Source organism: Streptomonospora nanhaiensis (genome assembly GCF_013410565.1).
GTDB classification, from domain to species: Bacteria; Actinomycetota; Actinomycetes; order Streptosporangiales; family Streptosporangiaceae; genus Streptomonospora; species Streptomonospora nanhaiensis.
On the sequence record NZ_JACCFO010000001.1, the window covers coordinates 768,862 to 793,551 of the forward strand.

Here is a 24,690-nt window from a genome sequence, read left to right on the forward strand (position 1 = left end):
TTTCGCATTAACACCCCAGGGGTACACGGCCCGCGGGCGGGTGCCGGAGGGGGCGCCCGCCGCGCGTTCCACGGCGAAAGGGCGGTGCAGTGGTGGACAACGACGGCGCCGGTCTGCGGATCGGCCCCTATGACTGGCGCTATCCCACGCTCCGGCGCGGCTACAACCCCCGCTGGACGGCCGACCCCGCCTACATCCGGCTCGTGGCCACACCCCAGGAGGCGGTGCGGGCGCTGGAGATCGCCGTCAACGAGGCCGACACCGCCACGGGCGGCAACCGGCGCTCCCGCATCACCGTGCGCTCGGGCGGCCACTGCTACGAGGACTTCGTCTCCTCCCCCGACGTCCGGGTCATCATCGACGTCAGCCTGATGAACGGGATCTACTGGGACGCGCACCGCCAGGCGGTGTGCGTGGAGGCCGGGGCCAGCAACTGGGACATCGGCGAGAAGCTGACCAAGAAGCTCGGCCTGCTCATGCCGGGCGGCTCCTGTCCCACGGTGGGCGTCGGCGGGCACATCACCGGCGGCGGGTTCGGCCTGTTCTCCCGCCAGCACGGCCTGACCGTCGACTACCTCGACGCGGTGGAGGTGGCCGTGGTCCGGCGGCGCTCGCCCGCCGGGCGCCTGGAGGTGGACCTGGTCACCGCCTCCTGCCAGGACACCGGCGAACTGCGCGAGCTGTGGTGGGCCCACACCGGCGGCGGGGGCGGCAACTTCGGCATGGTCACCCGCTTCTGGTTCAAGGACCTGCCCCAGGCGCCCTCGGGCGCGCTGCGGGTGGAGGCCGGCTGGAAGTGGGCCGACATGGACTACGCGTCGTTCAAGCGGCTCGTCGACAACTTCGGCGGGTTCTTCCGCGACCACCAGGACGACGACCGCTACGGCCCGCTCTTCGGGATCCTGCTGCTGACCCCGCGCACCTCCGACCAGATCGGCCTGATCGCCCAGATCGACGCCACCCTGCCCGAGGCGCGCCAGCGGCTGACGGAGTTCGTGCGCGCCCTGGACCACGGGGTGGGAGCGGACCTGGACCACCGCTCCCAGGCCCACGGCGAGCACCCCGTGCTCACCGGCTCCAAGGACCCCGTGCACGTCGACATCTCCGAGTTGACCGCCGTGCCGCTGCTCGCCAACGACCAGGCGGGCAAGTACAAGTCGGCCTACATGCGCACGCCGCTGCCCGAGCACCACGTCCGGGCGGTCTGGGAGGCGCTGACCAACCCGCCCGAGGCGGTGCGCGACGCCACCGTGCAGATCGACTCCTACGGCGGGGCGATCAACCGGCGCGACGCCGCCGACACCGCCGTGGCCCAGCGCGACTCCGTCGTGAAGCTGCAGTACCAGGTCTACTGGCCCAGCGGCGGCGACCCCGCGCCGCGCCTGAAGTGGATCCGCGAGCTGTACCGGGCGGTCTACGGCGACGCCGAGGGCCGCCCGGGGGTGCCGGTGCCCGACGCCACCACCGACGGCTGCTACATCAGCTACCCCGACGCCGACCTGAGCGACCCCGAGTGGAACCGATCGGAGGTCCCCTGGTCCGCGCTGTACTACAAGGAGCACTACCCCCGGCTGCGGCAGGTGAAGCGGACGTGGGACCCCTTCAACGTGTTCCGCCACCGGCAGTCGGTGGAGCCCTAGAGGGGCCGCCCGGCAGGGCGCGCGGGCGGTGTTGCCGGGTCCGTCAGGACTTGCGGTTCTCGCCCAGCTCCTCCTCGATGGGGTTGACCGGGCCGGTCTCGCGGGACGAGGCCGCCATGCCCTGCGGCGGGTGGCGCTGCTGGTAGCGCTCGGTCTCCGAGCGGCGCTGCCCGCCCAGCTCGCCCTGGGGCACCGCGCGCAGCACCTCGTTGGGCTCGTTGTAGTCGGCCTGCGGCATCGCCTGCAGGGCGCTGAGCAGGGACCGGTCGGCGCCCTGGTCCTGGGCGTACTCCACGATCCGGTCCTTGCCCACGGGGAAGTCGAGCCCGGACAGGATCTGCCGGAGTCCCTCGACGTCGTGCAGCACGGCCATGGCATCGCTCCTTTCCACCGCGTGGCCCCGGCGCCGCCGAGCGGTGTGGGCGCGGTCGGCGCGGCTCGGCGCCGCCGGGCGTGCGCGGGGACGACTACCCGGCGCACCACCGGGCCATTCGCGCGGCTGCCGGTGAGGGCGGCGGCGGGGCGCCGGACGCTCAGCCGCCGGAGCGGGGGGCGCGGGGCGGGTGCTGCTCGGGCGCCGGCGCGATCCACAGGGCCTCGGCCGCCTGCAGGCCCAGTGCCTGGTCGCGCTGGTCGCCGGGGGCGCCCACGCGCACCATCAGCGAACCGCCGAAGGGCTGGCGGCCCACCAGCTCCACGCGCATGCCGATCCCGATGCGCTCCTCGGACAGGTAGCGCAGCAGGTCGGGGTCGGAGTCGTTGACGCGCACGATGACGCCCACGGTGCCGGGCTCGGCCGCCGACAGCAGCCGGGTCTCGCGCTCGACCACGCGGCCGTCGCGGGTGGGGATGGGGTCGCCGTGCGGGTCGACCAGGGGGTCGCCCAGGTGGGCGGCGATGCGGTCGACGAAGCGGTCGGAGACCACGTGCTCCAGGATCTCGGCCTCGTCGTGGACCTCGTCCCAGGAGTAGCCCAGGGCCTCCACCAGGTAGGTCTCCAGCAGCCGGTGGCGGCGCAGCACGGCCAGGGCCGCCTTGTCGCCGGTCTCGGTGAGGCGGACGTCGCCGTAGCGGCGGTGCTCCACCAGCCCCAGCTCGCTCAGTTTGCGCAGCATGCCCGAGACCGAGGAGTTGGACACCGCCAGCCGCTCGGCCATGGCGGAGATGGTCACCCGGCCCGAACCGCGCTCCTGCAGGTCGTAGATGACCTTGACGTAGTCCTCGACCGAGGTGGACGGCCGCTCCCCTGGGTTGCCCATGCTCGCTACGGTATCGCGCCCCAGGGGAACCGGGCGCGGGCCGCCGGGCGCGCGGGCCGCCAGGTCCGAAACCGCCGGGGTTTCCGGCCCCAGGCCGCCGTGACCGAAACCCGGGACGGTCTTTTACCAGGTCACGGTTTTGTCGGCGATCATGGGTGCGCTATTCTTCGTACAAAGGTTCGATTTCGGCCTGTCTTCCCCGAGGGTGCCTCCGCGCCCCTCCGGCCGCGGCATTCGGGGGGAAGCCATGGCCGTACCGCTCACCGCCAGACCCGCGCGCACCGCGCCCGGCGCCGCCGCGCCGGCGGGGGGCCGCGCGCGATGACCCCGCCCGCCGACCCCTTCGTCCACCTGGACGTGGTCTCCTCGGCGTCCATGCGCCACGGCGCCACCCCGCCCGCCGCCCTGGTGGAGCGCGCGGCCGAACTGGGCATGGACATGCTCGCGCTCACCGACCGCGACGGCGTCTACGGCGCCGTCAAGCACGTGCGGGCCTGCCAGGCCGCCGGGATCCGCCCCCTGCTGGGCGCCAGCCTGGCCGTGGCCGCCCCCGAGGGGGGCCGCGTCACCCTGCTGGCCCGCGGCGCCCGCGGCTGGGCCTCGCTGTGCCGCCTGGTCAGCGCCGCCCACGCCGAGGGCGCGCGAGGGGTGCCCGCCCTGTCCCGCACCGCCCTGGCCGCCCACGCCGAAGGGCTGGTGGTGCTGCTGGGGCCCGAATCCGACGTCGCCCGGGCCGCCGCCCAGGGCCACCTGGAGGGCGCGCGCCGCCGCCTGGAGCGCTGGCGCGAGGTCGCCGAGACCGCCGTCGAACTGGTCGACCACTACGGCCCCGGCCAGCACCGCCGCGCCGCCGCCCTGCTGCGCCTGGCCGCCGACACCCGCACCCTGGCCGTGCTGGGCAACGCGGTGCGCTACGCCCGCCCCGGCGAGGCCGAGGTCGCCCGCGTGCTGGACGAGGCCCGCCGCTGGCTGCCCGGCGGCGCCCCGCCCGAGGTCCCCGACACCGGCGAGGCCCACCTCAAGGGCACCGCCGAGATGGCCGCCGTGGCCGAGCGGATCTGCGGCCCCGACCCCGCCGCCGCCCGCCGGCTGCTGGCCCACACCCGCGCCCTGGCCGCCTCCTGCGCCCTGGACCCGGGCGCCGACCTGGGCATGGACCGCCACCACCTGCCCGAGGTCCCCGGCGCCCGCGACCGGCTGTGGCTGGCCTGCCGGGAGGGCATGGACCGGCTGGGCAAGGCGCGCGACACCCGCGCCCGCGACCGGCTTGCCCACGAACTGGACATCATCGAGCGCAAGGGGTTCTCCGCCTACTTCCTCACCGTCGCCGACATCGCCCGCCGCATCCGCGCCGCCGGCATCCGCTGCTCCATCCGCGGCTCGGGCGCCGGCAGCCTGGTCAACCACCTCATCGGCATCTCGGCGGTGGACCCCCTGGCCCACGGGCTGCTCATGGAGCGGTTCCTCACCCACAGCCGCACCGGCCTGCCCGACATCGACCTGGACGTGGAGTCGGCCCGCCGGCTGGAGGCCTACGGGGTCGTCATGGGCGCCTACCCCGACGCCGCGTGCGTGTCGATGATGGAGACCTACCGCGCCCGCAGCGCCATCCGCGACGCCGGCACGGTCATGGGCGTGCCGCCCCACGAGATCGACGTGCTGGCCAAGGCGTTCCCCCACATCCGCGCCCGCCAGATCCGCACCGCATGCGCCGACCTGCCCGAACTGCGCTCGGTGGGGCTGGGCGGCGCCCAGGTGGAGACGCTGTTCCGGCTGGCCGAGCGGCTGGACGGGCTGCCCCGCCACATCGCCATGCACCCCTGCGGGATCGTGGTGTCGGACTCCTCCCTGCGCGACCGCGCCCCCCTGGAGCCCAGCCGCGTGGGCTACGACATGGTCCAGTACGACAAGGACGACGTCGAGGAGATGGGCCTGATCAAGCTCGACGTCATCGGGGTGCGCATGCAGTCGGCCATGACCCACGCCCTGGCCGAGATCGAGCGGGTGGAGGACACGCGCGTGGACCTGGACGCGCTGCCCCCCGACGACCCCGCCACCTACGCCATGATCCGCTCCTCGGGCACCCTGGGCTGCTTCCAGATCGAGTCGCCCGGCCAGCGCGAACTGGTCTCGCGGCTGCGCCCGGCCCACATGGGCGACCTCATCGCCGACATCTCCCTGTTCCGCCCCGGCCCGGTCAACAGCGACATGATCACCCCCTTCATCGCCGCGCGCGGCCGCGACCGCGCCCTCGACCTGCCCAGCCCCGTGCTGGAGGGCGTCCTGGCCGAGACCGGCGGGGTGGTGATCTTCCACGAGCAGGTCATCGGGGTGCTGCACGCCATGACCGGCTGCGGGCTGGACCAGGCCGAGGCGATGCGCCGGCAACTGGGCACCGAGGAGGGCCGCGAGGAGGTGCGCCGGCGCTTCACCGCCATGGCCGCCGACTGCGGCCACGACCCCGCGGTGGTGGAGCGGGTCTGGCAGGTGCTGGCCTCCTTCGGCGCGTTCGGGTTCTGCAAGGCCCACGCCGCGGCCTTCGCACTGCCCACCTACCAGTCGGCCTGGCTCAAGCGCCACCACCCCGCCGCCTTCTACGCCGGGGTCCTCACCCACGACCCCGGCATGTACCCGCGCCGCGCCGTCATCGACGACGCCCGCCGCTTCGGCGTGCCGGTGCTGGGCGTGGACGTCAACCGCTCCGACGCCGGATGGCGGGTGGAGCCCGCCGGCAACGGCCGGCTGGGCATCCGCGCCGGACTGGCCGACGTCAAGGGCATCACCGAGGCCGAGGTCGAGGCGCTGGTGGCCGGGCGGCCCTACACCTCCCTCAGCGACGCCGCCCGCCGCGCCCGGCCCTCCCGCGACGTGCTGGACCGCCTGGTCCAGGTGGGCGCCTTCGACTCCCTCTACGGCATCGGCACCGACCCCGGCGCGCCCACGCGGCGCGACCTGCTGCTGCGGGCGGGCGCCCTGGAGCGGGCCGGGCGCCGGGCTCTGGGCGGGGGCCAGCTGCCCATGGCCCTGGAGGCGGTGGAGGCCCCGCCGGAGGAGGGGCTGCCGGCGATGACGCCCGCCGAGGAGGTGCAGGCCGAACTGGAGGTGCTGGGCTACGACGCCTCCCGGCACCTGCTGGACTGCTACGCCGAGCTGACCGCGGAGCTGGAGGCCGGGTGCGGCGCCGTGCGCGCCCGCGACCTGGCGCGGGTCCCCGCCGGCGCCGAGGTGCTGGTGGTGGGGGTGAAGGTGGCCACCCAGACCCCGGCGGTGCGCTCGGGCCAGCGCATCATCTTCGCCACCCTGGACGACGCCACCGGCCTGGTGGACCTGACGTTCTTCGAGTCGGTGCAGGAGCGCTGCGCGGCCACCGTGTTCGGCTCCTGGCTGCTGGCGGTGCGCGGCCGGGTGCGGCGGGTGGGGTCGGGGATGGCCACGGTCAACGCCACCCACGCCTGGGACCTGGAGGAGCTGGCGCGGACCTACCACGAGGCCGGCCCCGACGCGCGGCGGGCGCTGCGCCGCCGCCTGGCCGAGGACCCCGCGCGCGCCCGGCTCAGCGGCGTGGGCGGGCGGCGCATCCGCTACGCCAGCGGCTACGAGCTGTCCACCTACGCCGACATCGCCCCGGCCGGCGCCGCGGCGGCCCCGCGCCGGCTCTGGCACGCCAGCCCCGGCAGCGCGGGACGGTGAGGGCCGGTGCGCACAGGGCGCGGGGCACCGGGCTAGAGTGCGCGCTTGGCGGGGGCGCCGCGCCCTGGCCCGGCCCGCGCGGCCGCGGACACGCGGAGGAGCGACCGGTTGTTCACTCTGGCCCACATCAGTGACCTGCACGTCGACGGCGGGCCGCGCGCCCGCGAGCGGGTGGGCCGCGTGATGGCCTACCTCGACGCGTTCGCCGGCACCCTGGACGCGGTGGTGGCCACCGGCGACCTCACCGACCACGGCACCCCCGAGGAGCTGGAGGAGGCGCGCGCGCTGCTGTCGGGGCGGCTGCCGGTGCTGACCTGCCCGGGCAACCACGACGTGCCCAAGGAGGGCCGCGCCCCCTACCGGCGCGTCCTGCTGGGCGGCGCGCCGCAGCCGCACAACGTCGAGGCGCCCCTCAACACGGTGCACCGCACCGGACGCGGCACGGTGGTGCTGGTGGACGGCACCCTGCCCGGCGAGGGCGGGGGCCGCCTGGCGCCCGAGACCCTGGAGTGGCTGGAGGCGGTCCTGGCCGAGTCGGCCGGCGTGCCGGTGGTCCTGGCCCTCCACCACCCGCCGGTGCCCCTGCACATGCCCGCCGTCGACGGCATCGGGCTGGCCAACGCCGCCGACCTGGCGGCGGTGCTGGAGCGCCACCCCCAGGTGGCCGCGCTGCTGTGCGGGCACGCCCACACCCCGGCCGCCACCCTGTTCGCGGGCCGGCCGCTGCTGGCGGCCCCGGCCACGGTGTGGACGGCGCCGCTGCCCTGGGAGGACGCCGAGCGCGTGTACGCCGCCCACCCGCCGATGGTGGCCTTCCACGTGGTGGGCGACGACGGGCGGGTGACCTCCCACTTCCGGGTGGTTCCCGAGCCGCGGCCGGCGGGGACGCCGGCCCGGGCCTGAGCCCCGGCCCGGCGCGCCGGGGCTCAGCCGCGCTCCAGCAGCTCCTTGAGCACGCCCAGCCGCTGCCGCCGGTAGACCTTCATCCGGGCGGCGGCCTCGGCGCCGGCCGGCTTCTCGTGCTGCAGGCCCACCCGGGTGCGGCCGCCCTGGGCGGTGCGGTAGACGGCCACCAGGGTGCCGTCGGCGCACCAGCCGGCGCGGAAGGAGGCGGGTGCGGTGGCGGTGCGCACGGCCGTCTCGGCGCCGGGCAGCCACGCGCGGCGCCGGGCGGGGTCGGCGAAGGCGGCGAAGACGCGTTCGGCGGGGGCGGCCACGGTCTTGGACGCCCCGGCCGCGAACCGGCCGTCGGCGCGCTGGCCGGAGGCGCGGCGACCCCGGGCCTGCTCGTAGGCCACGGTGATGTGCTGGACCCACCAGCCCTCGACGCCGTGGTGGGCGGTGAGGCGGCGGGCGATCTCGGTGTGGGTGCGCTCGGCGGCGCCCCAGGCGTCCAGCGCCGCGAACCGGTCGGCCGGCGCGCGCCCGGTGCGGCGGGCCACCGCGTCCTCGGCGCCCGGGAAGGGCCCTACGGGCGCGGGCGCAGCGGGGCCGTCGGGCGCCGGTGCCGGGCCCTCGGATCGCCGGGCGGTCATGGCGGCCCCCCGTCGCGGTACCGGTCCTCCACGCTAGTGCCGCCCCGCTGACCTGGGCAACGGCGGGCAGCGGGGCCCAGCGGCCCCGCGCCCGGCCGTCTCCTCGGCGGCCCCCTGAAAAGGCGTACCGCACCCGCGAATGCTCAGGCGCCGCCGCCCTCGCGGGCGGCGGCGATGGCGGCGTTGACGGCCTCGGGGGCCAGGACGCGGTCCAGGACCATGGCGGCGGCGCCGCGCAGCCCCGCCTCGTCGCCGGCGGTGTTGGGCACGATGCGCAGCTGGCGGGTGGCCAGCGCGGTGGAGCGCTGGAAGACGATCTCGCGCACCCCGGCCACGAGGTGGTCATAGGCCCCGCCCAGCAGCCCGCCCAGCACCACCACCTCGGGGTTGAGCAGGTTGACCGCGCCGGCCAGGACCTCGCCCAGGCGGCGCCCGGCCCCGCGCACCAGGGTCACCGCCGCGGCGTCGCCCTCCTGGGCCAGCGCGGCGAGTTCGGCCAGGCCGCCCAGCGGCCGCCCGGCGCGCTCCATGGCGGCCAGCAGCGCGTGCCCGCCGGCCACCGCCTCCAGGCAGTCGGTGTTGCCGCAGCGGCAGGGGGTGCCCGCGCCGTCGCGCACGGGGATGTGGCCCAGTTCCCCCGCGGCGCCCAGGGCGCCGCGCAGCAGTACGCCGCCGGCCACGATGCCGGCGCCGATACCGGTGGAGACCTTCACGAAGACCAGGTCGCCGACGTCGCGGTGGTGGGTGCGGTGCGCGCCCAGCGCCATCACGTTGACGTCGTTGTCCAGCAGGACGGGGGCCTCGAAGCGCTCGGCCACCAGCGGGCGGATCTCGATGCCGCCCCAGCTGGCCAGCACCGGCGGGGTCTCGGCGCGCCCGGTGGCGAACTCCACGGTGCCGGGCACCCCGATCCCGGTGCCGCGCACGTCGCCCGGCCCGCGCCCGCACTTGGCCAGCAGGTCCGCCCAGGTGTCCAGCAGCCAGGGCAGGGCGGCGTGGGGGCCGTGCTCGACGTCGGGGGAGCCGGAGTCCTGCACCAGCACCCGCCCCGCCAGGTCGCACACGGCGATCTGGCTGGTGGAGATGCCCAGCGTGGCGGCGAGCACGACCCCGCCGGCGGCGTTGAACTCCAGGCGCCCGGGCGGGCGCCCGCCGCTGGAGGGGGCGGCCTCGCCCTCGGTGACCAGCCCCTGGCGCATCAACTCGCCCACGCGCAGGGCCACCGCCGGGCGCGACAGGCCGGTGAGGCGGCCGATGTCGGCGCGGGTGGCGGCCCGGCCGTCACGGACCAGTTGCAGGACGTGGCCGCTGGAGACAGCCGCGGCCGAGGCGGGCTTGGGCATGGCCCATTCAAACACGTTCGTCCCCATTGGGGCGCACGCCGGCCGGTCTCCCGCACCGTATCGGTGTCAAAGTCCCGTACTTTTGTCATGAAAAGTTCAGAAGTTAAGCTTGTCACGTCGCCGAAGTTCCGGTTATGTTGCCGGAAGCTCACAAACCCCGAGGGCGGGTCGCCTTCAGCGCCCCGCCTTCGGCGGCGCCACCCGGCCCTGACCCCGCCGGGCGCCCCGCCGCCCGCCCCGCCCGCCCTCCGCTCGCCGTCCCGCCCGCCGCCTCTGGAGTCCGCCGCCCATGCCCGCCACCCCGGCACCCCCGCCGCCTGCGGCGGACGGCCGCCCGGCGCCGCGCGGCGCACCGCCCCCCGCGGCCGGCCGCAGGCCCGCCCCGGCCGCCCCCCGCACCCCCACCGCAGCCGCCGCCCGTCCCGGCGGGCAGGCGCCCCCGCACCGCGCCCGGCACCCAGAGGAGCCCTCGCCATGACCGTCCACCCCCGCGTCGCCGAGGTCACCCGGCGCATCGCCGACCGCAGCGCCGCCTCCCGCGCCGCCTACCTGGAGCGGGTGCGCGCCGCCACCGCCCAGGGCCCCGCCCGCGCCGCGCTGGGCTGCACCAACCTCGCCCACGGGTTCGCCGCCTGCTCCCTGGCCGACAAGCGCGACCTGGGCGAGACCACCAAGCCCAACATCGCCATCGTCTCGGCCTACAACGACATGCTCTCGGCGCACCAGCCGCTGGAGACCTACCCGGCCCTCCTCAAGCGGGCCGTGGCCGAGGCCGGCGGGGTCGCCCAGTTCGCCGGCGGGGTGCCCGCCATGTGCGACGGCATCACCCAGGGCCGGGCGGGCATGGAGCTGTCGCTGTTCAGCCGCGACGTGATCGCCATGGCCACCGCCGTCGCCCTGTCCCACGACATGTTCGACGGCGCCCTCATGCTGGGCGTGTGCGACAAGATCGTGCCCGGCCTGCTCATCGGCGCCCTGTCCTTCGGGCACCTGCCGGTGGCCTTCGTCCCGGCCGGGCCCATGCCCTCGGGCCTGCCCAACAACGACAAGGCCCGCATCCGCCAGCTCTTCGCCGAGGGCAAGGCCGACCGCACCCAGCTGCTGCAGGCCGAGTCGGCCGCCTACCACGCCCCGGGCACCTGCACCTTCTACGGCACCGCCAACTCCAACCAGATGCTGATGGAGGTCATGGGGCTGCACCTGCCCGGCGCCAGCTTCGAGTCGCCGGGCACCCCCCTTCGCGAGGCCCTGACCGCCGCCGCCGGGCGCACCGTCACCGGGCTGACCGCCCTGGGCGACCGCCACACCCCCATCGGCGAGGTCGTCGACGAGCGCGCCATCACCAACGCCGTGGTGGCGCTGCTGGCCACCGGCGGCTCCACCAACCACACCCTGCACCTGGTGGCGGTGGCCGCCGCCGCGGGCATCGAACTGACCTGGGACGACTTCGCCGCGCTGTCGGAGGCGGTGCCGCTGCTGACCCGCATGTACCCCAACGGCGCCGCCGACGTGAACCAGTTCCACGCCGCCGGCGGCATGGCCTACCTCATCGGCCAGCTCCTGGACAGCGGCCTGCTGCACGAGGACGTCGCCACCGTGGCCGGCCCCGGCCTGGCCCGCTACCGGCAGCGCCCCCGCCTCACCGACGAGGGCCTGGTCTGGGACGACGAACCCAAGCAGAGCGCCGACACCACCGTGCTGCGCGGCGCCGACGACCCCTTCAGCCCCGACGGCGGCCTGCGCATGGTCGCGGGCAACCTGGGCCGGGCGGTGGTGAAGGTCTCGGCCGTGGCGCCCGAGCGCCACGTGATCGAGGCACCCGCCCGCGTCTTCGACAGCCAGGCCCAGCTGCAGGAGGCGTTCTCGGCCGGCGACCTCGACGGCGACTTCGTGGCCGTGGTCCGCTTCCAGGGCCCGCGCGCCAACGGCATGCCCGAACTGCACAAGCTCACCCCGCCGCTGGGCGTCCTCCAGGACCGCGGCCACCGGGTCGCCCTGGTCACCGACGGGCGCATGTCGGGCGCCTCGGGCAAGGTCCCCGCCGCCATCCACGTCTCACCCGAGGCCGCCGCCGGCGGCCCGCTGGCCCGGGTGCGCGACGGCGACCCCGTGCGCCTGGACGCCGCCGCCGGCGTGCTGGAGGTGCTGGTGGACGACCTGGACTCCCGACCCGCCGCCGCCCCGCCCACCGGATCGGACACCGGCACCGGCCGCGAGCTGTTCGCCGCCTTCCGCAACGCGGTGGGCCCCGCCGAGCGGGGCGCCGGCGTCTTCGGGGCGCTGCGGTGATCGCCTCCGCCGCCCGCGTGGCCCCGCCCTCCCCCCACCGCCCCTGGCTCGTCGCCGACATCGGCGGCACCAACGCCCGCTTCGGCCTGCTGGAGGCCCCCGGCGCCCGCCCCGCCCGGGTGGCGCGCCTGGAGGGCGCCGACCACGCCGACCTGGCCGCCGCCGCCACCGCCTACCTGGCCGGCGCCGGGGCGGCCGGGCCGCCGGCGGCCGCGTGCGTGGCGGTGGCCGGTCCCGTCACCGGCGACCGCGTCAAGCTCACCAACTCCGCCTGGGACTTCTCGGTGGCCGACACCCGCCACCGCCTGGGTCTGGCCCACCTGGAGGTCGTCAACGACTTCGCCGCGCTCGCCATGGCGCTGCCCCGCCTGGAGGACGGCGACATCGTCTCCCTGGGCGGGCCGCCGCACCGCGCCGAGGGCCCCAAGGCCGTGCTGGGCCCGGGCACCGGGCTGGGCGTGGCCGGGCTGGTCCCCGTGCCCGGCGGCGGCTGGGTGCCGGTCTCGGGCGAGGGCGGCCACGTCGACGTGCCCGCCGTGGCCGAGCGGGAGGTGGCGGTGGTGGAGCTGCTGCGCGCCGAGCAGGGCACCGTCACCGCCGAGTGCCTGCTGTGCGGGCCGGGCCTGGCCCGGCTGCACGGCGCCCTGGCCCGGCTGCGCGGCCTCCCCGACCCCGGCCGCACCGCCGCCCAGATCTGCGCCGAGCGCGGCGACCCGCTGTGCGCGGAGACCCTGGAGGTCTTCTGCGACCTGCTGGGCGGGTTCGCCGGCAACGCCGCCCTCACCCTGGGGGCGACCGGCGGCGTGTACCTGGGCGGTGGCATCCTGCCTCGTATCACCGCGCTGGTGCAGGCGAGCGGGTTCCGCCGCCGCTTCGAGGAGAAGCAGCGGATGACCGACTACCTCAAGGGCATCGCCACGTCGCTGATCGTGGCGCGCGACCCGGCCCTGCTCGGCGCGGCCGCCCGCCTGGAGCAGTGCCTCGACCCCCAAGGAGACGCCCGATGACCCCGCGCAGCAGCGACGACCTCTTCGCCCTGGCCCCCGTGATCCCGGTTGTGGTACTGGACTCGGCGGAGACGGCGGTGCCGCTGGCCCGGGCCCTGGTGGCGGGCGGGCTGCCCGCCATCGAGGTGACGCTGCGCACCGAGGCGGGGCTGGCCGGCATCGAGCGCATCGCCGCCGAGGTGCCCGAGGCCGTGGTGGGCGCCGGCACCGTGACCACGCCCGAGCAGGTGCGGGCCTCGGCCGAGGCCGGCGCGGCGTTCCTGGTCTCGCCCGGCTGCACCCCGCGCCTGCTGGGGGCCGTGCGCGACAGCGGCCTGCCCGCCCTGCCCGGGGCGGCCACCGCCTCCGAGGCCCTTGCGCTGCTGGAGCAGGGCGTGCACGCCATGAAGTTCTTCCCCGCCGAGGCGGCGGGCGGGCGCGCCTACCTGAAGTCCCTCTCCGGCCCGCTGCCCCAGGCGCGGTTCTGCCCCACCGGCGGCATCACCCCCCAGACGGCGCCCGGCTACCTGGCCCTGCCCAACGTGGGCTGCGTGGGCGGCACCTGGCTCACCCCGGCCGACGCGGTGGCGGCGGGCGACTGGGGCCGCGTGGAGGAGCTGGCCCGCGCGGCGGCGGCGCTGCGCCCCGCCGCCTGAGCCCCCGCGGGCCGCGCGGCCCGCACGCCCACACCCCCGCGCCCGGCCGCCGGCACCGCGCCGGCGGCCGCTCAGCCCCGGGCCCGGTCCCACCGCCCGGCCCCCGCCAGGGCGGCCAGCGGCACGCCCGCCTTCAGCAGCATCTCGGCGTACTCCTCCTCGGGGTCGGAGTCGAGCACGATCGCGCCCCCGGCCCCGGCGGTGAGGCTCCGGCCGTGGCGCACGGCGGTGCGGATGACCACGCTGAGGTCGGCCGTGCCCTGGTGGGAGAGGTAGCCCAGCGCGCCGGAGTAGACGCCGCGCGCCGAGTGCTCCAGGTCGTCGATGACCTCCATCGTCCGCTTCTTGGGCGCCCCGGTCATCGACCCGGCCGGAAAGCAGGCGCGCACCGCGTCGACGGGGTGGACGTCGGGGCGCAGCCGCCCGCGCACCGTGGACACCAGCTGGTGCACGGCGGCGTGGGACTCGGTGTACATGAACGCCGGGACCTCCACGCTGCCCGCCCGGCACACCCGCGCCAGGTCGTTGCGCAGCAGGTCCACGATCATCAGGTTCTCGGCGCGGGTCTTGGCGCCGGTGCGCAGCGCCTGCGCCAGCCGGGCGTCGGTGCCGGGGTCGGGGTGGCGCGGCGCGGTGCCCTTGATGGGGCGGCTCTCGGCGCGCCCGTCGGGACCGATCCGCAGGAACCGCTCGGGTGAGGCGCTGAAGACGGCGGTGTCGCCCAGCCGCAGCAGCGCGGCGTAGGGCGCGGGGGCCGCGCGGCGCAGCCGCCGGTAGAAGGCCAGGTCGTCCTCGCCGGGCGCGGGGGCGCGCAGCCGGTTGGTCAGGCAGATCTCATAGCTCTCGCCCTGGGCGAGCAGCCCCAGGCACTCCTTGACGTCGGCCAGGTAGCCCGACCGCCCGCGCTCCAGCAGCGCCTCCCACCGCGCGGCCGCGGCGCCGCCGGGCGGCGCGGGGGCGGGGTCGAGCGCGGGGCCGGGGTCGGCGGGCAGACCGGCCAGCCGCGCGGCGGTGGCCGCCGCCCACTCCCGGGCGCCGGCGCCCGAGGCCACCGCGTAGGTGCGGCGCCCGGTGCGGTCCACGGCCACGAACCGGTCGCAGCGCAGCCACACCGCGTCGGGGGTGTCGGCGCGGTGGGCGGCGCGCCCGCCGCAGTCGGCCTTGACCTCATAGCCCAGGTAGCCCACGTAGCCCCCGGTGAAGTCGAAGGGCAGCGCGGGGGCCGGGCGCGGCCGGCCGGGCAGGCGCCGGCGCAGCGCGTCGAAGACGGTGCCGGCCTCGCGCCGCTCGGGGGCGCCGGGGCGGGCCACGCGCACCGCGCCCTCGCCGACGCGGTAGGTCAGCACCTCCTGGTGCGGGCCGCGGACGTCGCCCAGGAAGGAGAACCGGCCGGTGGCGCCCAGCCGCCCGCTGTCCAGCCAGAAGGCGTGGCCGGAGCCGGCGTGGAGGAGGGCGAAGGCGGCGTCGGGGTCCACCGCCCGGGGCAGGACGGACACGGCGAGGTCGCCGCCGCCGGGGGGCGGGGGGTCCGACGCCGGCGGCGCGGCGCGGCGGGCCCGGGCCGCGCCCCCGTGGCGGGCCGGGCCCGGTGCCGGCGCCTCGGGCCGACCCGCCGCGGGGGCGCCACCGGGCGCGGCCGTCCGCACCGGGCGGCCGGCGCGGACGGAGCGCGCGGCGCGGGCCAGGGCGGCGAAGTTGGCCAGCAGGTCGCCGCCGTGCTCGGAGGCCACGGACTCGGGGTGGAACTGCACGCCCCAGCGGGGCAGGAGGCGGTGGCGCAGCGCCATCAGCACGCCGTCCTCGGCCCGCGCCAGCGCCTCCAGGTCGGCGGGCAGGGGCTCCGACACGGCCAGGGAGTGGTAGCGCACCGCCGTGAACCCGTCCGGCAGCCCGGCGAAGAGGCCGGTTCCGGCGTGGGTGACGGTGGTGAGGTGGCCGTGGCGGGGCACCGGGGCGGCAGCGACCGAGGCCCCGGCCAGGTGGGCGACGGCCTGGTGGCCCAGGCACACCCCCAGCACGGGCAGGCGCGCGCCCGCCAGCAGGCGCGGCAGGGCGCCCAGGTCGCGGGGGTTCGCGGGCCGGCCCGGCCCGGGCGACACCACCAGGGCGTCGAAGGCCGACAGGTCCAGGTCGGCCAGGCGGGGGTCGTCGTGGGTCAGCACGCGGGGGGCGGCACCGGTCACCCCGGCCACCAGGTGGGCCAGGTTGTAGGTGTAGGAGTCGTGGTTGTCGACGAGCAGGACCCGCATCACGGCTCCCTCGGGCGGGCGGTGGGGCGCACCCCAGGCTACGGGTGCGCCCATTGTTCACCGGCTCCGGGGGTTGGCCGGCGCGCGGAGGGGAACAGGGTGCGGCGGGCGGGCGTGGCCGTGTGCGGCCACGGGCCCGCGGCGGCCGCGCGCGGGCCGAACCGGACCCAACGGCCGGCTGCGCCATGGCCGCCACCTGCGGCGACCGCCCGCCGGGGCGCGGCTCCCGCCGGGCCGCCCCGCGCCGGTGGGCGCCGGGCGCGGCGTCCGCCGCCCGCACGCGCCCCCGGTTTCGGACACCCCCTTATCCGGGGCCGAAACGGGCGAGGGACGCGGAGACCGGCGCGACCTGAGACACTGTCCCCGCCGCGCCCTCCGGCACCACGCCACGGCAGCCGCGACCCCCGGGCGCCGCCGTTCGGAAAGGACCCATGCTCCCCGTCACGCACCTCTTCGGCCACATCATGGCCCTGCTGCACGCAACCCCCGACGCGGTCATCGCCGTCTCCGACGACGGCACCGTCCGGATATGCCCCCGCAGCGAGGTCGCCGCCGGCGAGCACGCCGTCTACTCCCGCGACCGCATGCTCTCCGAAGGGCTGGTCTTCACCCCGGCCGCCCTGGAGGCGCTCGCCGCCCGCATCACCGCCAAGCTCAGCGACTGGGAACTGGTGGCCTGAGACCCTCGGCGCGCCCGCCCGCCGCCGACGCGGTTGCGCCCGCCCGCAGCGGGGTAGGGGCCAGCATCGGCCAGCATCGTCCATGCCCCAGTGCGAGGAGAACGCCGATGTCCGAACTGCTGGACCTGCACGGCCAGGCCGTGTCCGAGTTCGACCAGCGGGTGCGCGCCGTCCAGGTCACCCAGTGGGCCGACCCCACCCCCTGCACCGAATGGGACGTCCACGACCTGGTCAACCACATCACCGGTGAGCAACTGTGGGTGCCCTACCTGCTGGCCGGCGGCGACACCGCCGCCGCCGGGGACCGCTTCGACGGCGACGTGCTGGGCGACGAACCCGTCGCCACCTGGGAGGTCGCCGCGCGGGAGGCGCGTGCCGCCTGGCTCCAGCCCGGCACCCAGGAGCGCACCGTCCACCTGTCCTTCGGCGACGCCCCCGGCGAGGTCTACCTGTGGCAGATGACCTTCGACCTCACCGTGCACGCCTGGGACCTGGCCCGCGCCGTCGGCGCCGACGAGCGGCTCGACCCCGCCCTGGTCGACGCGGTCCTGGACTGGACCCGGGGCCAGGACTTCAGCGGGTCCGGCATCTTCGCCGACCCCGTCCCGGTGCCCGACGACGCCGACGCCCAGACCCGCCTGCTGGCCCTCACCGGCCGCCGGGCCTGACCCGGCGGCCCGCCGCGGCGGCGCCCCGCCGCGGCCTCCTCCCCCGGCCCCGGCCGCCCCGCCCGGCCGCGCGCGAAAAGCGCCCGGACACCGCGACCGGCCCGGGGTAGGCTGCGCGGCATGGACCACCGCGCCGCCTCCCCCGGGGCCCTGAACCCCGGCACGCGCCTGCGCACGCCCCGCCTCCTCCTGCGCCCCTGGCGCGCCGCCGACCGCGAGCCCTTCGCCCGGCTCAACGCCGACCCGCGGGTGATGGAGCACTTCCCCGCCCCCCTGACCCGCGCCGAGTCCGACGCCCTGGCCGACCGCATCGAGGCCGGGCTGGCCGCCAACGGGTTCGGCCTGTGGGCGGTGGAGGTCGCCGGCACCGGCGCCTTCATCGGCTTCACCGGGCTGTCCCGCCCGGGGTTCAGCGCCCACTTCACCCCCGCCGTGGAGGTCGCCTGGCGCCTGGCCCGCCACGCGTGGGGCCGCGGCTACGCCACCGAGGCCGCCACCGCCGCCGTGCACCACGGCTTCACCCGCGCCGGGCTCAGCGAGATCGTCTCCTTCACCGCCCGCGAAAACCACCGCTCCCAGGCTGTCATGCGCCGCCTGGGCATGACCCGCGATCCCGCCGACGACTTCGACCACCCCGCCCTGCCGCCCGGCCACCGCCTGACCCGCCACGTCCTCTACCGGCTGCGCCCCGAACAGGCGCCCCCGCCGGCCACGATCACCGCCCAGGGCGGCTAGGCTCACCACTCGTGCGAATCGAGATCAGGGAGACCCCCTGGGACGACCCCGCCGGGGCGAGCCTGCGCGCCGACCAGGAGCGCGAGACCCTGCAGCGCTACGGCGCCGACCTGGAGGCCGGCGCCAAGCCCTCGGCCGACAGCGTCGCGGTGTTCCTCACCGCCCACCACGCCCAGACCGGCGAGACCATCGGCTGCGGGGCCCTGCGCCGGATCGACGACACCGCCTTCGAGATCAAGCGCATGTACGTGGTCCCCGCGTGGCGGGGCCGCCGCATCGGCGAACTGCTGCTGCGCGCCCTGGAGGAGGCCGGGCGCGAGCGCGGAGCCACGGTCATGCGCCTGGAGACCGGCCCGCTGCAACCCGAGGCCATCCGGCTCTACACGCGCCGCGGCTACCGCGAGATCCCGCAGTTCGGCCCCTACGTCGGCGCCGAGGCCAGCGTGTGCTTCGAGCGCCGCCTGACCGGCGAACCCAGCACCGCCCCGGTCTGAGGCCGCCCCCGGCGACAAGGAGCCCGCGTGCACGACCTGGTGTGGTACGCAAGCTACGGCGCCAACATGTCCCGCGGCCGCTTCGACTGCTACCTGGCCGGGGGCGTGCCGCCCGGCGGCAGCCGCGCCAACCCCGGCTGCCGCGACACCTCGCCCCCGCGCGCCGAGCGGCGGGTGTGGCTGGGCGGCGGCGTCTACTTCGGCCTGGCCTCGCCCATGTGGGGCGGCGGGCTGGCCATGCTCGACCCCGACCTGCCCGGAGCCGCCCCCGCGCGCGCCTACCTGGTCACCCCCGGGCAGTTCGCCGACATCGCCGCCCAGGAGATGTACCGCGACCCCGCGGCCGAACTCGACCTGGCCGCGCTCGCACCCGGCGACCGGCTGCGGCTGGGCCCGGGCCGCTACGAGACCGTCCTGCGCCTGGGCGACATCGACGGCCGCCCCGCCTTCACCTTCACCGCCCACTGGTCCCGGGCCGACGTGGCGGCGGCCGCGCCCGCGGCCGCCTACCTGACCGCGATCGGAACGGGGCTGTGCGCCGCCCACGGCTGGCCGCCCGAGCGGGCGGGCGCCTACCTGGCGGGGCGCCCCGGCGCCGCGGGCGCCTGGGACGGCGCCCGGGTGGCCGCGCTGCTGCGGGCACGCTGAAGGCGCGGCCCGCCCGCCCGCGGCTCGGCGCGGGAGGGGCGGGTCCGCGCCGCTAGACGGCGTCGACCTTGAAGGGGTCGTGCTCGGAGAGCAGCTTGTCCAGGCGGGCCTGCTCGACCCGGCTGCTGACGGTGGTCTCCTCGTGGCGGTCGCGCACGCACTTGGCGAGCGTGAACGCCGAGGTGACGACGTAGAGGACGCCCAGGGCCAGGAACGCGCGCATCCAGGCGTCCACGGGCAGGAACACGATGCCCGCCGACACCGCGATCCCCGAGACCCCGAAGGACAGCGCCGACTGCAGGAAGAAGGCGGAGGTGGTGCTGGGCCGGACCGGTGTGGTGCTCATGGCACCATGCTGGGCCGCGCGGCGCCCGCGCGCCCGAGTACGCGTACTCAACTGCCCGCCGGCCGGGCCGCCCCGCGCCCCCGCGCGCCCGGCCCGCCCCCGGTGCGGCGGGGCGGGCCGGGCGCGGCTGCCGCCTCACACCCGCAGCGTGTCGCCGGCGGCCTCCTCCAGGTAGGGCGCCAGCAGCCGGGAGTAGGTGGCGGTGAGGTGGTGGCTGTCGCGGTAGACCAGCACGTTGCCGATGACCGGCGGGCAGGTGCCGCCCACGCAGAACTCGTCGGTGAGGTCGACGACCGTGACGTCGGCGTCGGTCTCCTGGGCGGCGATCAGCTGGGGGTCGTCCTCGGCGAACGCCTCGGCCTGGGTGTTGGCGCACTCCCCGGGCGCGCGGGTGTGGCGCGCCACGCACTCGGGCAGCCGGGGCCGCGACTTGGGGGTGTCGCGGATGACCACCAGCTCGCTTCCGGCCTCCTCCAGCGGCTCCCACAGCCGGGCCATGCCCGCGGCGATCCCGGCGCGGTCCTGGGCCACCGACTCGGCGCCGGAGAGGTCGGCCATGGTGCTGGAGCTGGTGAACACCAGGTCGGGGCGCAGCTCACCGGTCAGCTCCTCGACCACGGCGTCGTTGTACTCCACGCACTCGGAGTAGTCGCGGTTCTTGTCCGACAGCCACAGCGTGGCCGAGGTGAACCCGCAGGAGGACTTGGTGAAGGTGTGCACCCGCCAGTCGCGCTCCTCAGCAAGGCGCTGCAGCGCCGGCACCCAGTGCGCGGCGTGGGAGTCGCCCACCACCGCCACCGTGGTCTCGGCGTCCTCGGGCCCGTAGACGCAGGGGTTAAGCGCGGTCTCGGGGACCGACGCCTGGCAGCCGTCGCCGTAGACCGAGGGCAGGTCGTCGGCGGCGGTCACCGGGGAGGGGTAGGTGGGCTCCTCGGGCGAGCCCTCCGGCTCGGAGGTGGCCAGCGCCGAGGGCCCCACGTGCACCACCGGGTCGAACCGGACGCTGCGCAGCCCCTCGAAGCGGGCGTACTGGCCGGCCGCGATCAGCCCGACCGCCAGCGCCGAGACCACCGCGAACACCGCCGCCGCGCGGCCGGTGCGCAGCAGGCCGTAACGGCGAACCGGGTCCTCCACCGCCACCTTGGTGCCCCAGGCCAGCAGGACGGACGCCACCACCACCAGCGCGCCGTAGAGCGGCGAGAAGGTGTCGGCGTCGGTCATGCTGATGGTGAACACGATCAGCGGCCAGTGCCACAGGTACAGGGCGTAGGAGATGTCGCCGACGAAGCGGGCGGGTGCGCTGGAGAGCACCTGGTAGGTGGACCAGCGCCCGCCGTTGTGGCCGGCGGCGATCACGGCGGCCGCGCCCAGCACCGGCAGGGCCGCCGCCCACCCCGGGAACGCGGTCTCGTCGCTGTAGTACCAGGCGGCGGCGCCGATGGCGGCCAGGCCCGCCCAGCCCAGCGCCCACCGCAGGCGGGCGGGGACCTCGCGGCGGCTGAGCACCACCGCCAGCACGCCGCCCACCGCCAGCTCCCACATGCGGGTCTGCGGCAGGAAGTAGGCCTGCTGGGGGCTGTCGGGGGTCATCGCCACGGAGAAGGCGAAGGAGGCCGCCAGCACCGCCGCCGCGGCCGCCAGCACCGTCCACGCGCGGCGCCACCGGCGCGGCAGGGCGGCCCAGCCCACGAACAGCAGCGGCCACAGCAGGTAGAACTGCTCCTCCACGGCCAGGGACCAGAAGTGCTGCACCGGGCTCGCGGCGGTCTCGGCGGCGAGGTAGTCCACGGCCTGGTCGGCCAGGAACAGGTTCTCGACGTAGAACGCGCTCGCGGCCAGCTGCATCGCGGTGTCCATCAGCCGCGGCGAGGGCAGGAGCACGAAGGACAGCGCGCCGGTGACGGCCAGCACCAGGCCGGCCGCCGGCAGGATGCGGCGGACGCGGCGCACGTAGAACCCGGCGAGGGACACGCGGCCGCTCTCACGGGCCTCGCGCAGCAGCAGCGTGGTGATGAGGAAGCCGGAGATCACGAAGAACACGTCGACGCCGACGTAGCCGCCGGGCAGCAGGTCGTGGTCGACGTGGTAGATCAGCACCAGCAGCACCGCCACCGCGCGCAGCCCCTGCACCTCGGGCAGGAACCGGCGCGCGGCCGCGGGCGCGGCGGAGGACGACGGGGGACGGTGGAGTGCGGAGCGGGTGTCTATGGTCACGGGCGCATTTCCGTACGGGGCCACGGGGTCACAGAGGGTCACGGGTTCACCGGATGCCGAACCGCCCGGCGCAGCGCGGCGGCGTCACCCGACGATCCCACCATGGTGGCGTGATCTGCTCGTTACAAACAAGTCGCTGCACCGAAATTCCTGTGAATTCTCTCAGGGAGGCCCAGGGAGGCCCGCAAAGCGCATCCCCCGCGCGCCTTCCATCCCCGGCACACCGGCCCGCCGAAAGAATTTCTCGAAATATGAGACGGAAATACCAATTAGTGAGACAACACGGTAGGTTGCCCCCATGGCAGCACACCAGTGGGACGCCCACCTCTACGACACCCGCCACGCCTTCGTCGCCGCCTACGGCTCCGACCTCATCACCGACCTCGCCCCCCGCCCCGGCGAACGCGTCCTGGACGCCGGATGCGGCACCGGCGACCTCACCGACGCCCTGCGCCGCACCGGGGCCCGCGTCGTCGGCGTCGACGCCAGCCCCCAGATGATCGAACGCGCCCGCCACCGCTTCCCCGACCTCGACCTGCGCGTCGCCGACCTGCGCCGCCTCGACCTCGACGGCACCGGATTCGACGCCGTCTTCAGCAACGCCACCCTCCACTGGATCCCCGACGCCCAGGCCGCCGCCACCGCGCTGGCCGCCGCCCTGCGCCCCGGCGGGCGCCTGGCCGCCGAGTTCGGCGGCGCCGGCAACGTCACCGCCATCGACACCGCCGCCCGCGCCCTGCGCGCCGAGCAGAACCTTCCCGCCGCCGCCCAGCCCTGGTACTTCCCCGACATCGCCGAGTACTCCGCCGTGCTCGACGCCGCCGGCCTCACCGTCACCGGCGCCTGGCTGTTCGACCGCCCCACCCGCCTGGAGGGCGAGGACGGCCTCACCGCCTGGGTGCGCATGTTCGCCCCCCACCTCGTCGAAGGCGCCCCCGACCCCGACGCCTTCCTCGCCCACCTCGCCGACCGCCTGCGCCCCCGCCTCCACCACAGCGGCTCCTGGTGGGCCGACTACCGCCGGCTGCGCGTCTTGGCCGCCAAGCCCGCCCCCTGACCGCGCACGCCCCCACCCCCACCGCCCCGCACCCCCGCTGATTCCCGCCCCGCCGGGCCTCAGCGGCTCTAAGGTGGGTCCATGGTCTGGAAGCGCGACGTCGATCTGGTGGTCCCCCTCTGGCAAGGCGCCGACGACCTCCGCGTCGCCGCCGGCGCCGCCGAACTCGCCCGCCTGGTCCCCACCAGCACCGCCCGCCTGCACGTCGCCGTCTTCGACGGCCCCCGCCACACCCGCGACGGCGTCCGCAACCTCGACGCCGTCGCCGACACCCTCCAGCGCACCCGCGACCGCCTCATCCACCGCGACCCCCACCGCGTCCTCACCCTCGGCGGCGACTGCGCCTGCGACATCCCCGCCGTCCAGCACCTCGCCGCCCGCCACCCCGGCCTCACCCTCTACTGGGTCGACGCCCACGCCGACCTCAACACCCCCCGCACCTCCCCCAGCGGCACCGCCCACGGCATGGGCCTGCGCGCCCTCCTCGGCGAAGGCCACCCCGACATCACCGGCACCCCCGACCGCCCCGCCCTCACCCCCGCCCAGATCGTCCTCGTGGGCACCCGCGACCTCGACCCGCCCGAACGCGACCACATCAGCGCCCACGGCATCGCCCACGTCACCCCCGCGGAACTCGCCGAGGCTCCCCGGGCCGTCACCGCCGCCCGCCGCACCGGCTCCCCCGCCTACGTCCACCTCGACCTCGACGTCTGCGACCCCGCCGACCTCCCCGCCGTGGGCGTCCCCGCCCCCGGCGGCCCCCGCCCCGCCCAGGTCGCCCGCGCCCTGGCCGCCATCACCGCCCACCACGACCTCGTGGGCGTGGCCGTCTGCGAGTACGCCCCCGTCCTCGAACACGACCAGCGCCACGTCACCGCCCTGCTCGCCGCCCTCGACCTCACCGCCCCCGGCTGACCCCGCCCCCGCCCGATCAGCCCCTATGCTGCGGGGATGGACCTGATGATCGTGTGCCAAGCCTGCCAGGGCAGCGGACTGCGGGTCACCGTCGTCGGCTACGGCGGCAGCGACCTCACCGGCGAGATGGTCGTCCCCCGCCGCTGCCGCGAGTGCGACGGCTCGGGCCGGGTGCGCACCAGCGGCTGGACCAGCCGCCCCGACCCCGCCGACGACCCGCCCCGGCCCGACCCCGACTAGCCCGGCCTACCCCAGCCGCAGCCAGCCCGTACGCACCCGCCAGTGCCGGCCCGACCGCAGATGCGCCACCACCGCCCGCTCCAGCCGCGTGCGCTGCGGCACGGCGTCCACCTCCACCCCGGGCCGCCAGAACACGAACCGGAACACGTCGGAGTCCCCCACCACCTCCCGGTCCTCCTCCACCAGCGTGAACCGCCGCTGGAAGGCCACGATGTTGGACGACTCCGGCAGGTACTCGGCCAACTGCGGGTCCAGCAGCCACGACGAGCACGTCGCCAGCGGGTAGTCCACCCCGAACCGCTCCGCGAAGAACCCCCGCGCCCGCCCCAGCGACTCCCCCACCCGCCCCGGGTCCAGCGGCCCCTGCACCGGGATGTGCAGCCGCAGCACCGGCGCGCCCCACGCCCACTCCGGCCCCCGCTCCGCCGCCTCCTCACGCGGGTACCAGGCCACCGGCCCCTCCGCGCCCGCCCGGTTCGGCTCGTACTGCAACCGCCCCAGCTCATAGAGCCCCCCGCGGAAGTGCAGCGCCATCCACGTGCTCGTCTCCAGCCCCAGCAGCCCGTACATCGTCCGCGTCTGGGCCACGTGCCGCCCGGTGTCGGCCAGCGTCGCCGCCGACACCTCCTCCTCCACCCCGTGAGCGGCGTGGTGGGCCCGCAGCAGCGGCACCGCCGCCGCCAGCGCCACCAGGACCGTGCACCGCACCCGCACGTCGCCGGCCCCCACCAGCACCGGCCAGTCGCGCCACTCCCGCCCCCCGCGCGCCAGGTCGTCGGCCAGCCGCGCGTACATCCGCTCCACCACCCACAGCAGCTCCACCGGCCACCCGGCGTCAGGCCACACCGCCACCAGTTCGTCGGCGTCACGCGGCGCCAGCCCCAGCGGCGCCACCGCCTCGCGCGCCCGCTCCGGCGGCGCCAGCGGCACCCCGCCATCGGGCAGCGGCAGGTCCGCAGCCTCCTCCAGCCACACCCGCACCGCCTCGTCCAGCCCGAACCGTCGTGTCACCGCAGCAGCGTCCATGCCCCCATACTGGCGAGCCC

The 24,690-nt window shown here is 76.6% G+C and carries 22 protein-coding genes; 14 read left to right on the forward strand and 8 right to left on the reverse strand.

Annotation, left to right across the window (positions count from 1 at the left end):
- Positions 1-89: 89 nt before the first annotated feature.
- Positions 90-1,640, forward strand: a complete 1,551-nt coding sequence (locus HNR12_RS03310) for an FAD-binding protein (protein WP_308251380.1) — start codon at positions 90-92, stop codon at positions 1,638-1,640.
- A gap of 43 nt (positions 1,641-1,683) precedes the next feature.
- Here the strand turns inward: HNR12_RS03310 and HNR12_RS03315 are convergent, their stop codons facing one another.
- Both HNR12_RS03315 and HNR12_RS03320 read right to left on the reverse strand, forming a co-directional pair.
- Positions 1,684-2,013: a DUF2795 domain-containing protein gene (locus tag HNR12_RS03315; protein WP_179766053.1), complete on the reverse strand. Its 330-nt coding sequence runs from the start codon at positions 2,011-2,013 to the stop codon at positions 1,684-1,686.
- A gap of 160 nt (positions 2,014-2,173) precedes the next feature.
- Positions 2,174-2,899, reverse strand: a complete 726-nt coding sequence (locus HNR12_RS03320; protein WP_179766054.1) for a metal-dependent transcriptional regulator — start codon at positions 2,897-2,899, stop codon at positions 2,174-2,176.
- 321 nt (positions 2,900-3,220) lie between these two features.
- On the opposite strand from HNR12_RS03320, the gene HNR12_RS03325 reads away from it, so the two are divergent.
- Positions 3,221-6,589, forward strand: a complete 3,369-nt coding sequence (locus tag HNR12_RS03325) for a DNA polymerase III subunit alpha (RefSeq protein ID WP_179766055.1) — start codon at positions 3,221-3,223, stop codon at positions 6,587-6,589.
- 108 nt (positions 6,590-6,697) lie between these two features.
- Positions 6,698-7,492 carry a metallophosphoesterase gene (locus tag HNR12_RS03330; protein ID WP_179766056.1) on the forward strand — a complete coding sequence of 265 codons (795 nt, stop codon included), beginning with the start codon at positions 6,698-6,700 and terminating at the stop codon, positions 7,490-7,492.
- Positions 7,493-7,515: 23 nt separating this feature from the next.
- Here the strand turns inward: HNR12_RS03330 and HNR12_RS03335 are convergent, their stop codons facing one another.
- Positions 7,516-8,124 (reverse strand): hypothetical protein, encoded by a 609-nt coding sequence (locus tag HNR12_RS03335; protein ID WP_179766057.1) that lies wholly within the window; start codon positions 8,122-8,124, stop codon positions 7,516-7,518.
- A 143-nt stretch (positions 8,125-8,267) separates the two neighbouring features.
- Positions 8,268-9,467, reverse strand: a complete 1,200-nt coding sequence (locus tag HNR12_RS03340; protein WP_179766058.1) for an ROK family transcriptional regulator — start codon at positions 9,465-9,467, stop codon at positions 8,268-8,270.
- A 474-nt stretch (positions 9,468-9,941) separates the two neighbouring features.
- On the opposite strand from HNR12_RS03340, the gene edd reads away from it, so the two are divergent.
- The 3 genes from edd to eda are packed head-to-tail and all read left to right on the forward strand — an operon-like array spanning position 9,942 to position 13,398.
- Positions 9,942-11,756 (forward strand): phosphogluconate dehydratase, encoded by a 1,815-nt coding sequence (edd, locus tag HNR12_RS03345; protein ID WP_179766059.1) that lies wholly within the window; start codon positions 9,942-9,944, stop codon positions 11,754-11,756.
- Positions 11,753-12,763 (forward strand): glucokinase, encoded by a 1,011-nt coding sequence (gene glk / locus HNR12_RS03350; protein ID WP_308251352.1) that lies wholly within the window; start codon positions 11,753-11,755, stop codon positions 12,761-12,763. The genes edd and glk overlap by 4 nt, the downstream gene beginning before the upstream one ends.
- Positions 12,760-13,398 carry a bifunctional 4-hydroxy-2-oxoglutarate aldolase/2-dehydro-3-deoxy-phosphogluconate aldolase gene (gene eda / locus HNR12_RS03355; protein WP_179766060.1) on the forward strand — a complete coding sequence of 213 codons (639 nt, stop codon included), beginning with the start codon at positions 12,760-12,762 and terminating at the stop codon, positions 13,396-13,398. The genes glk and eda overlap by 4 nt, the downstream gene beginning before the upstream one ends.
- Before the next feature lie 71 nt (positions 13,399-13,469).
- On the opposite strand, the gene pabB is transcribed toward eda, so the two are convergent.
- A complete protein-coding gene (gene pabB / locus HNR12_RS03360) occupies positions 13,470-15,647 on the reverse strand; it encodes an aminodeoxychorismate synthase component I (protein ID WP_179766061.1) in 2,178 nt (725 codons plus the stop codon).
- 431 nt (positions 15,648-16,078) lie between these two features.
- Between pabB and HNR12_RS03365 the strand changes: the two genes are divergently transcribed.
- The 5 genes from HNR12_RS03365 to HNR12_RS03385 all read left to right on the forward strand — a co-directional run bounded on the left by HNR12_RS03365 (position 16,079) and on the right by HNR12_RS03385 (position 18,872).
- A complete protein-coding gene (locus HNR12_RS03365) occupies positions 16,079-16,327 on the forward strand; it encodes a hypothetical protein (protein ID WP_179766062.1) in 249 nt (82 codons plus the stop codon).
- A gap of 107 nt (positions 16,328-16,434) precedes the next feature.
- Positions 16,435-16,995 carry a TIGR03086 family metal-binding protein gene (locus HNR12_RS03370; RefSeq protein WP_179766063.1) on the forward strand — a complete coding sequence of 187 codons (561 nt, stop codon included), beginning with the start codon at positions 16,435-16,437 and terminating at the stop codon, positions 16,993-16,995.
- A 120-nt stretch (positions 16,996-17,115) separates the two neighbouring features.
- Positions 17,116-17,730 (forward strand): GNAT family N-acetyltransferase, encoded by a 615-nt coding sequence (locus HNR12_RS03375; RefSeq protein WP_179766064.1) that lies wholly within the window; start codon positions 17,116-17,118, stop codon positions 17,728-17,730.
- A gap of 11 nt (positions 17,731-17,741) precedes the next feature.
- Positions 17,742-18,224 carry a GNAT family N-acetyltransferase gene (locus HNR12_RS03380; RefSeq protein WP_179766065.1) on the forward strand — a complete coding sequence of 161 codons (483 nt, stop codon included), beginning with the start codon at positions 17,742-17,744 and terminating at the stop codon, positions 18,222-18,224.
- 27 nt (positions 18,225-18,251) lie between these two features.
- Positions 18,252-18,872 carry a histone deacetylase gene (locus tag HNR12_RS03385; RefSeq protein WP_308118478.1) on the forward strand — a complete coding sequence of 207 codons (621 nt, stop codon included), beginning with the start codon at positions 18,252-18,254 and terminating at the stop codon, positions 18,870-18,872.
- A gap of 52 nt (positions 18,873-18,924) precedes the next feature.
- On the opposite strand, the gene HNR12_RS03390 is transcribed toward HNR12_RS03385, so the two are convergent.
- The gene (locus HNR12_RS03390) at positions 18,925-19,218 is read right to left on the reverse strand and encodes a YiaA/YiaB family inner membrane protein (RefSeq protein WP_179766066.1); all 294 of its coding nucleotides are present in this window, start codon (positions 19,216-19,218) and stop codon (positions 18,925-18,927) included.
- Between the two features lie 135 nt (positions 19,219-19,353).
- On the reverse strand, positions 19,354-21,432 hold the full coding sequence (locus HNR12_RS03395) for an acyltransferase family protein (RefSeq protein ID WP_308118479.1): 2,079 nt from the start codon (positions 21,430-21,432) through the stop codon (positions 19,354-19,356).
- Between the two features lie 298 nt (positions 21,433-21,730).
- Here HNR12_RS03395 and HNR12_RS03400 point away from each other — a divergent pair, with 298 nt between their 5' ends.
- From HNR12_RS03400 to HNR12_RS03410, 3 genes are all read left to right on the forward strand, one after another.
- Positions 21,731-22,489 (forward strand): class I SAM-dependent methyltransferase, encoded by a 759-nt coding sequence (locus HNR12_RS03400; RefSeq protein ID WP_179766067.1) that lies wholly within the window; start codon positions 21,731-21,733, stop codon positions 22,487-22,489.
- A gap of 81 nt (positions 22,490-22,570) precedes the next feature.
- Positions 22,571-23,404, forward strand: coding sequence for an arginase family protein (locus HNR12_RS03405; RefSeq protein ID WP_179766068.1), 834 nt, complete (start codon positions 22,571-22,573; stop codon positions 23,402-23,404).
- A 36-nt stretch (positions 23,405-23,440) separates the two neighbouring features.
- Positions 23,441-23,644 (forward strand): hypothetical protein, encoded by a 204-nt coding sequence (locus HNR12_RS03410; protein WP_179766069.1) that lies wholly within the window; start codon positions 23,441-23,443, stop codon positions 23,642-23,644.
- A gap of 6 nt (positions 23,645-23,650) precedes the next feature.
- Here HNR12_RS03410 and HNR12_RS03415 read toward each other — a convergent pair whose 3' ends face one another.
- Complete coding sequence (locus HNR12_RS03415; protein ID WP_179766070.1) at positions 23,651-24,670, reverse strand: acyltransferase domain-containing protein; 1,020 nt, start codon at positions 24,668-24,670, stop codon at positions 23,651-23,653.
- Positions 24,671-24,690: the final 20 nt, after the last annotated feature.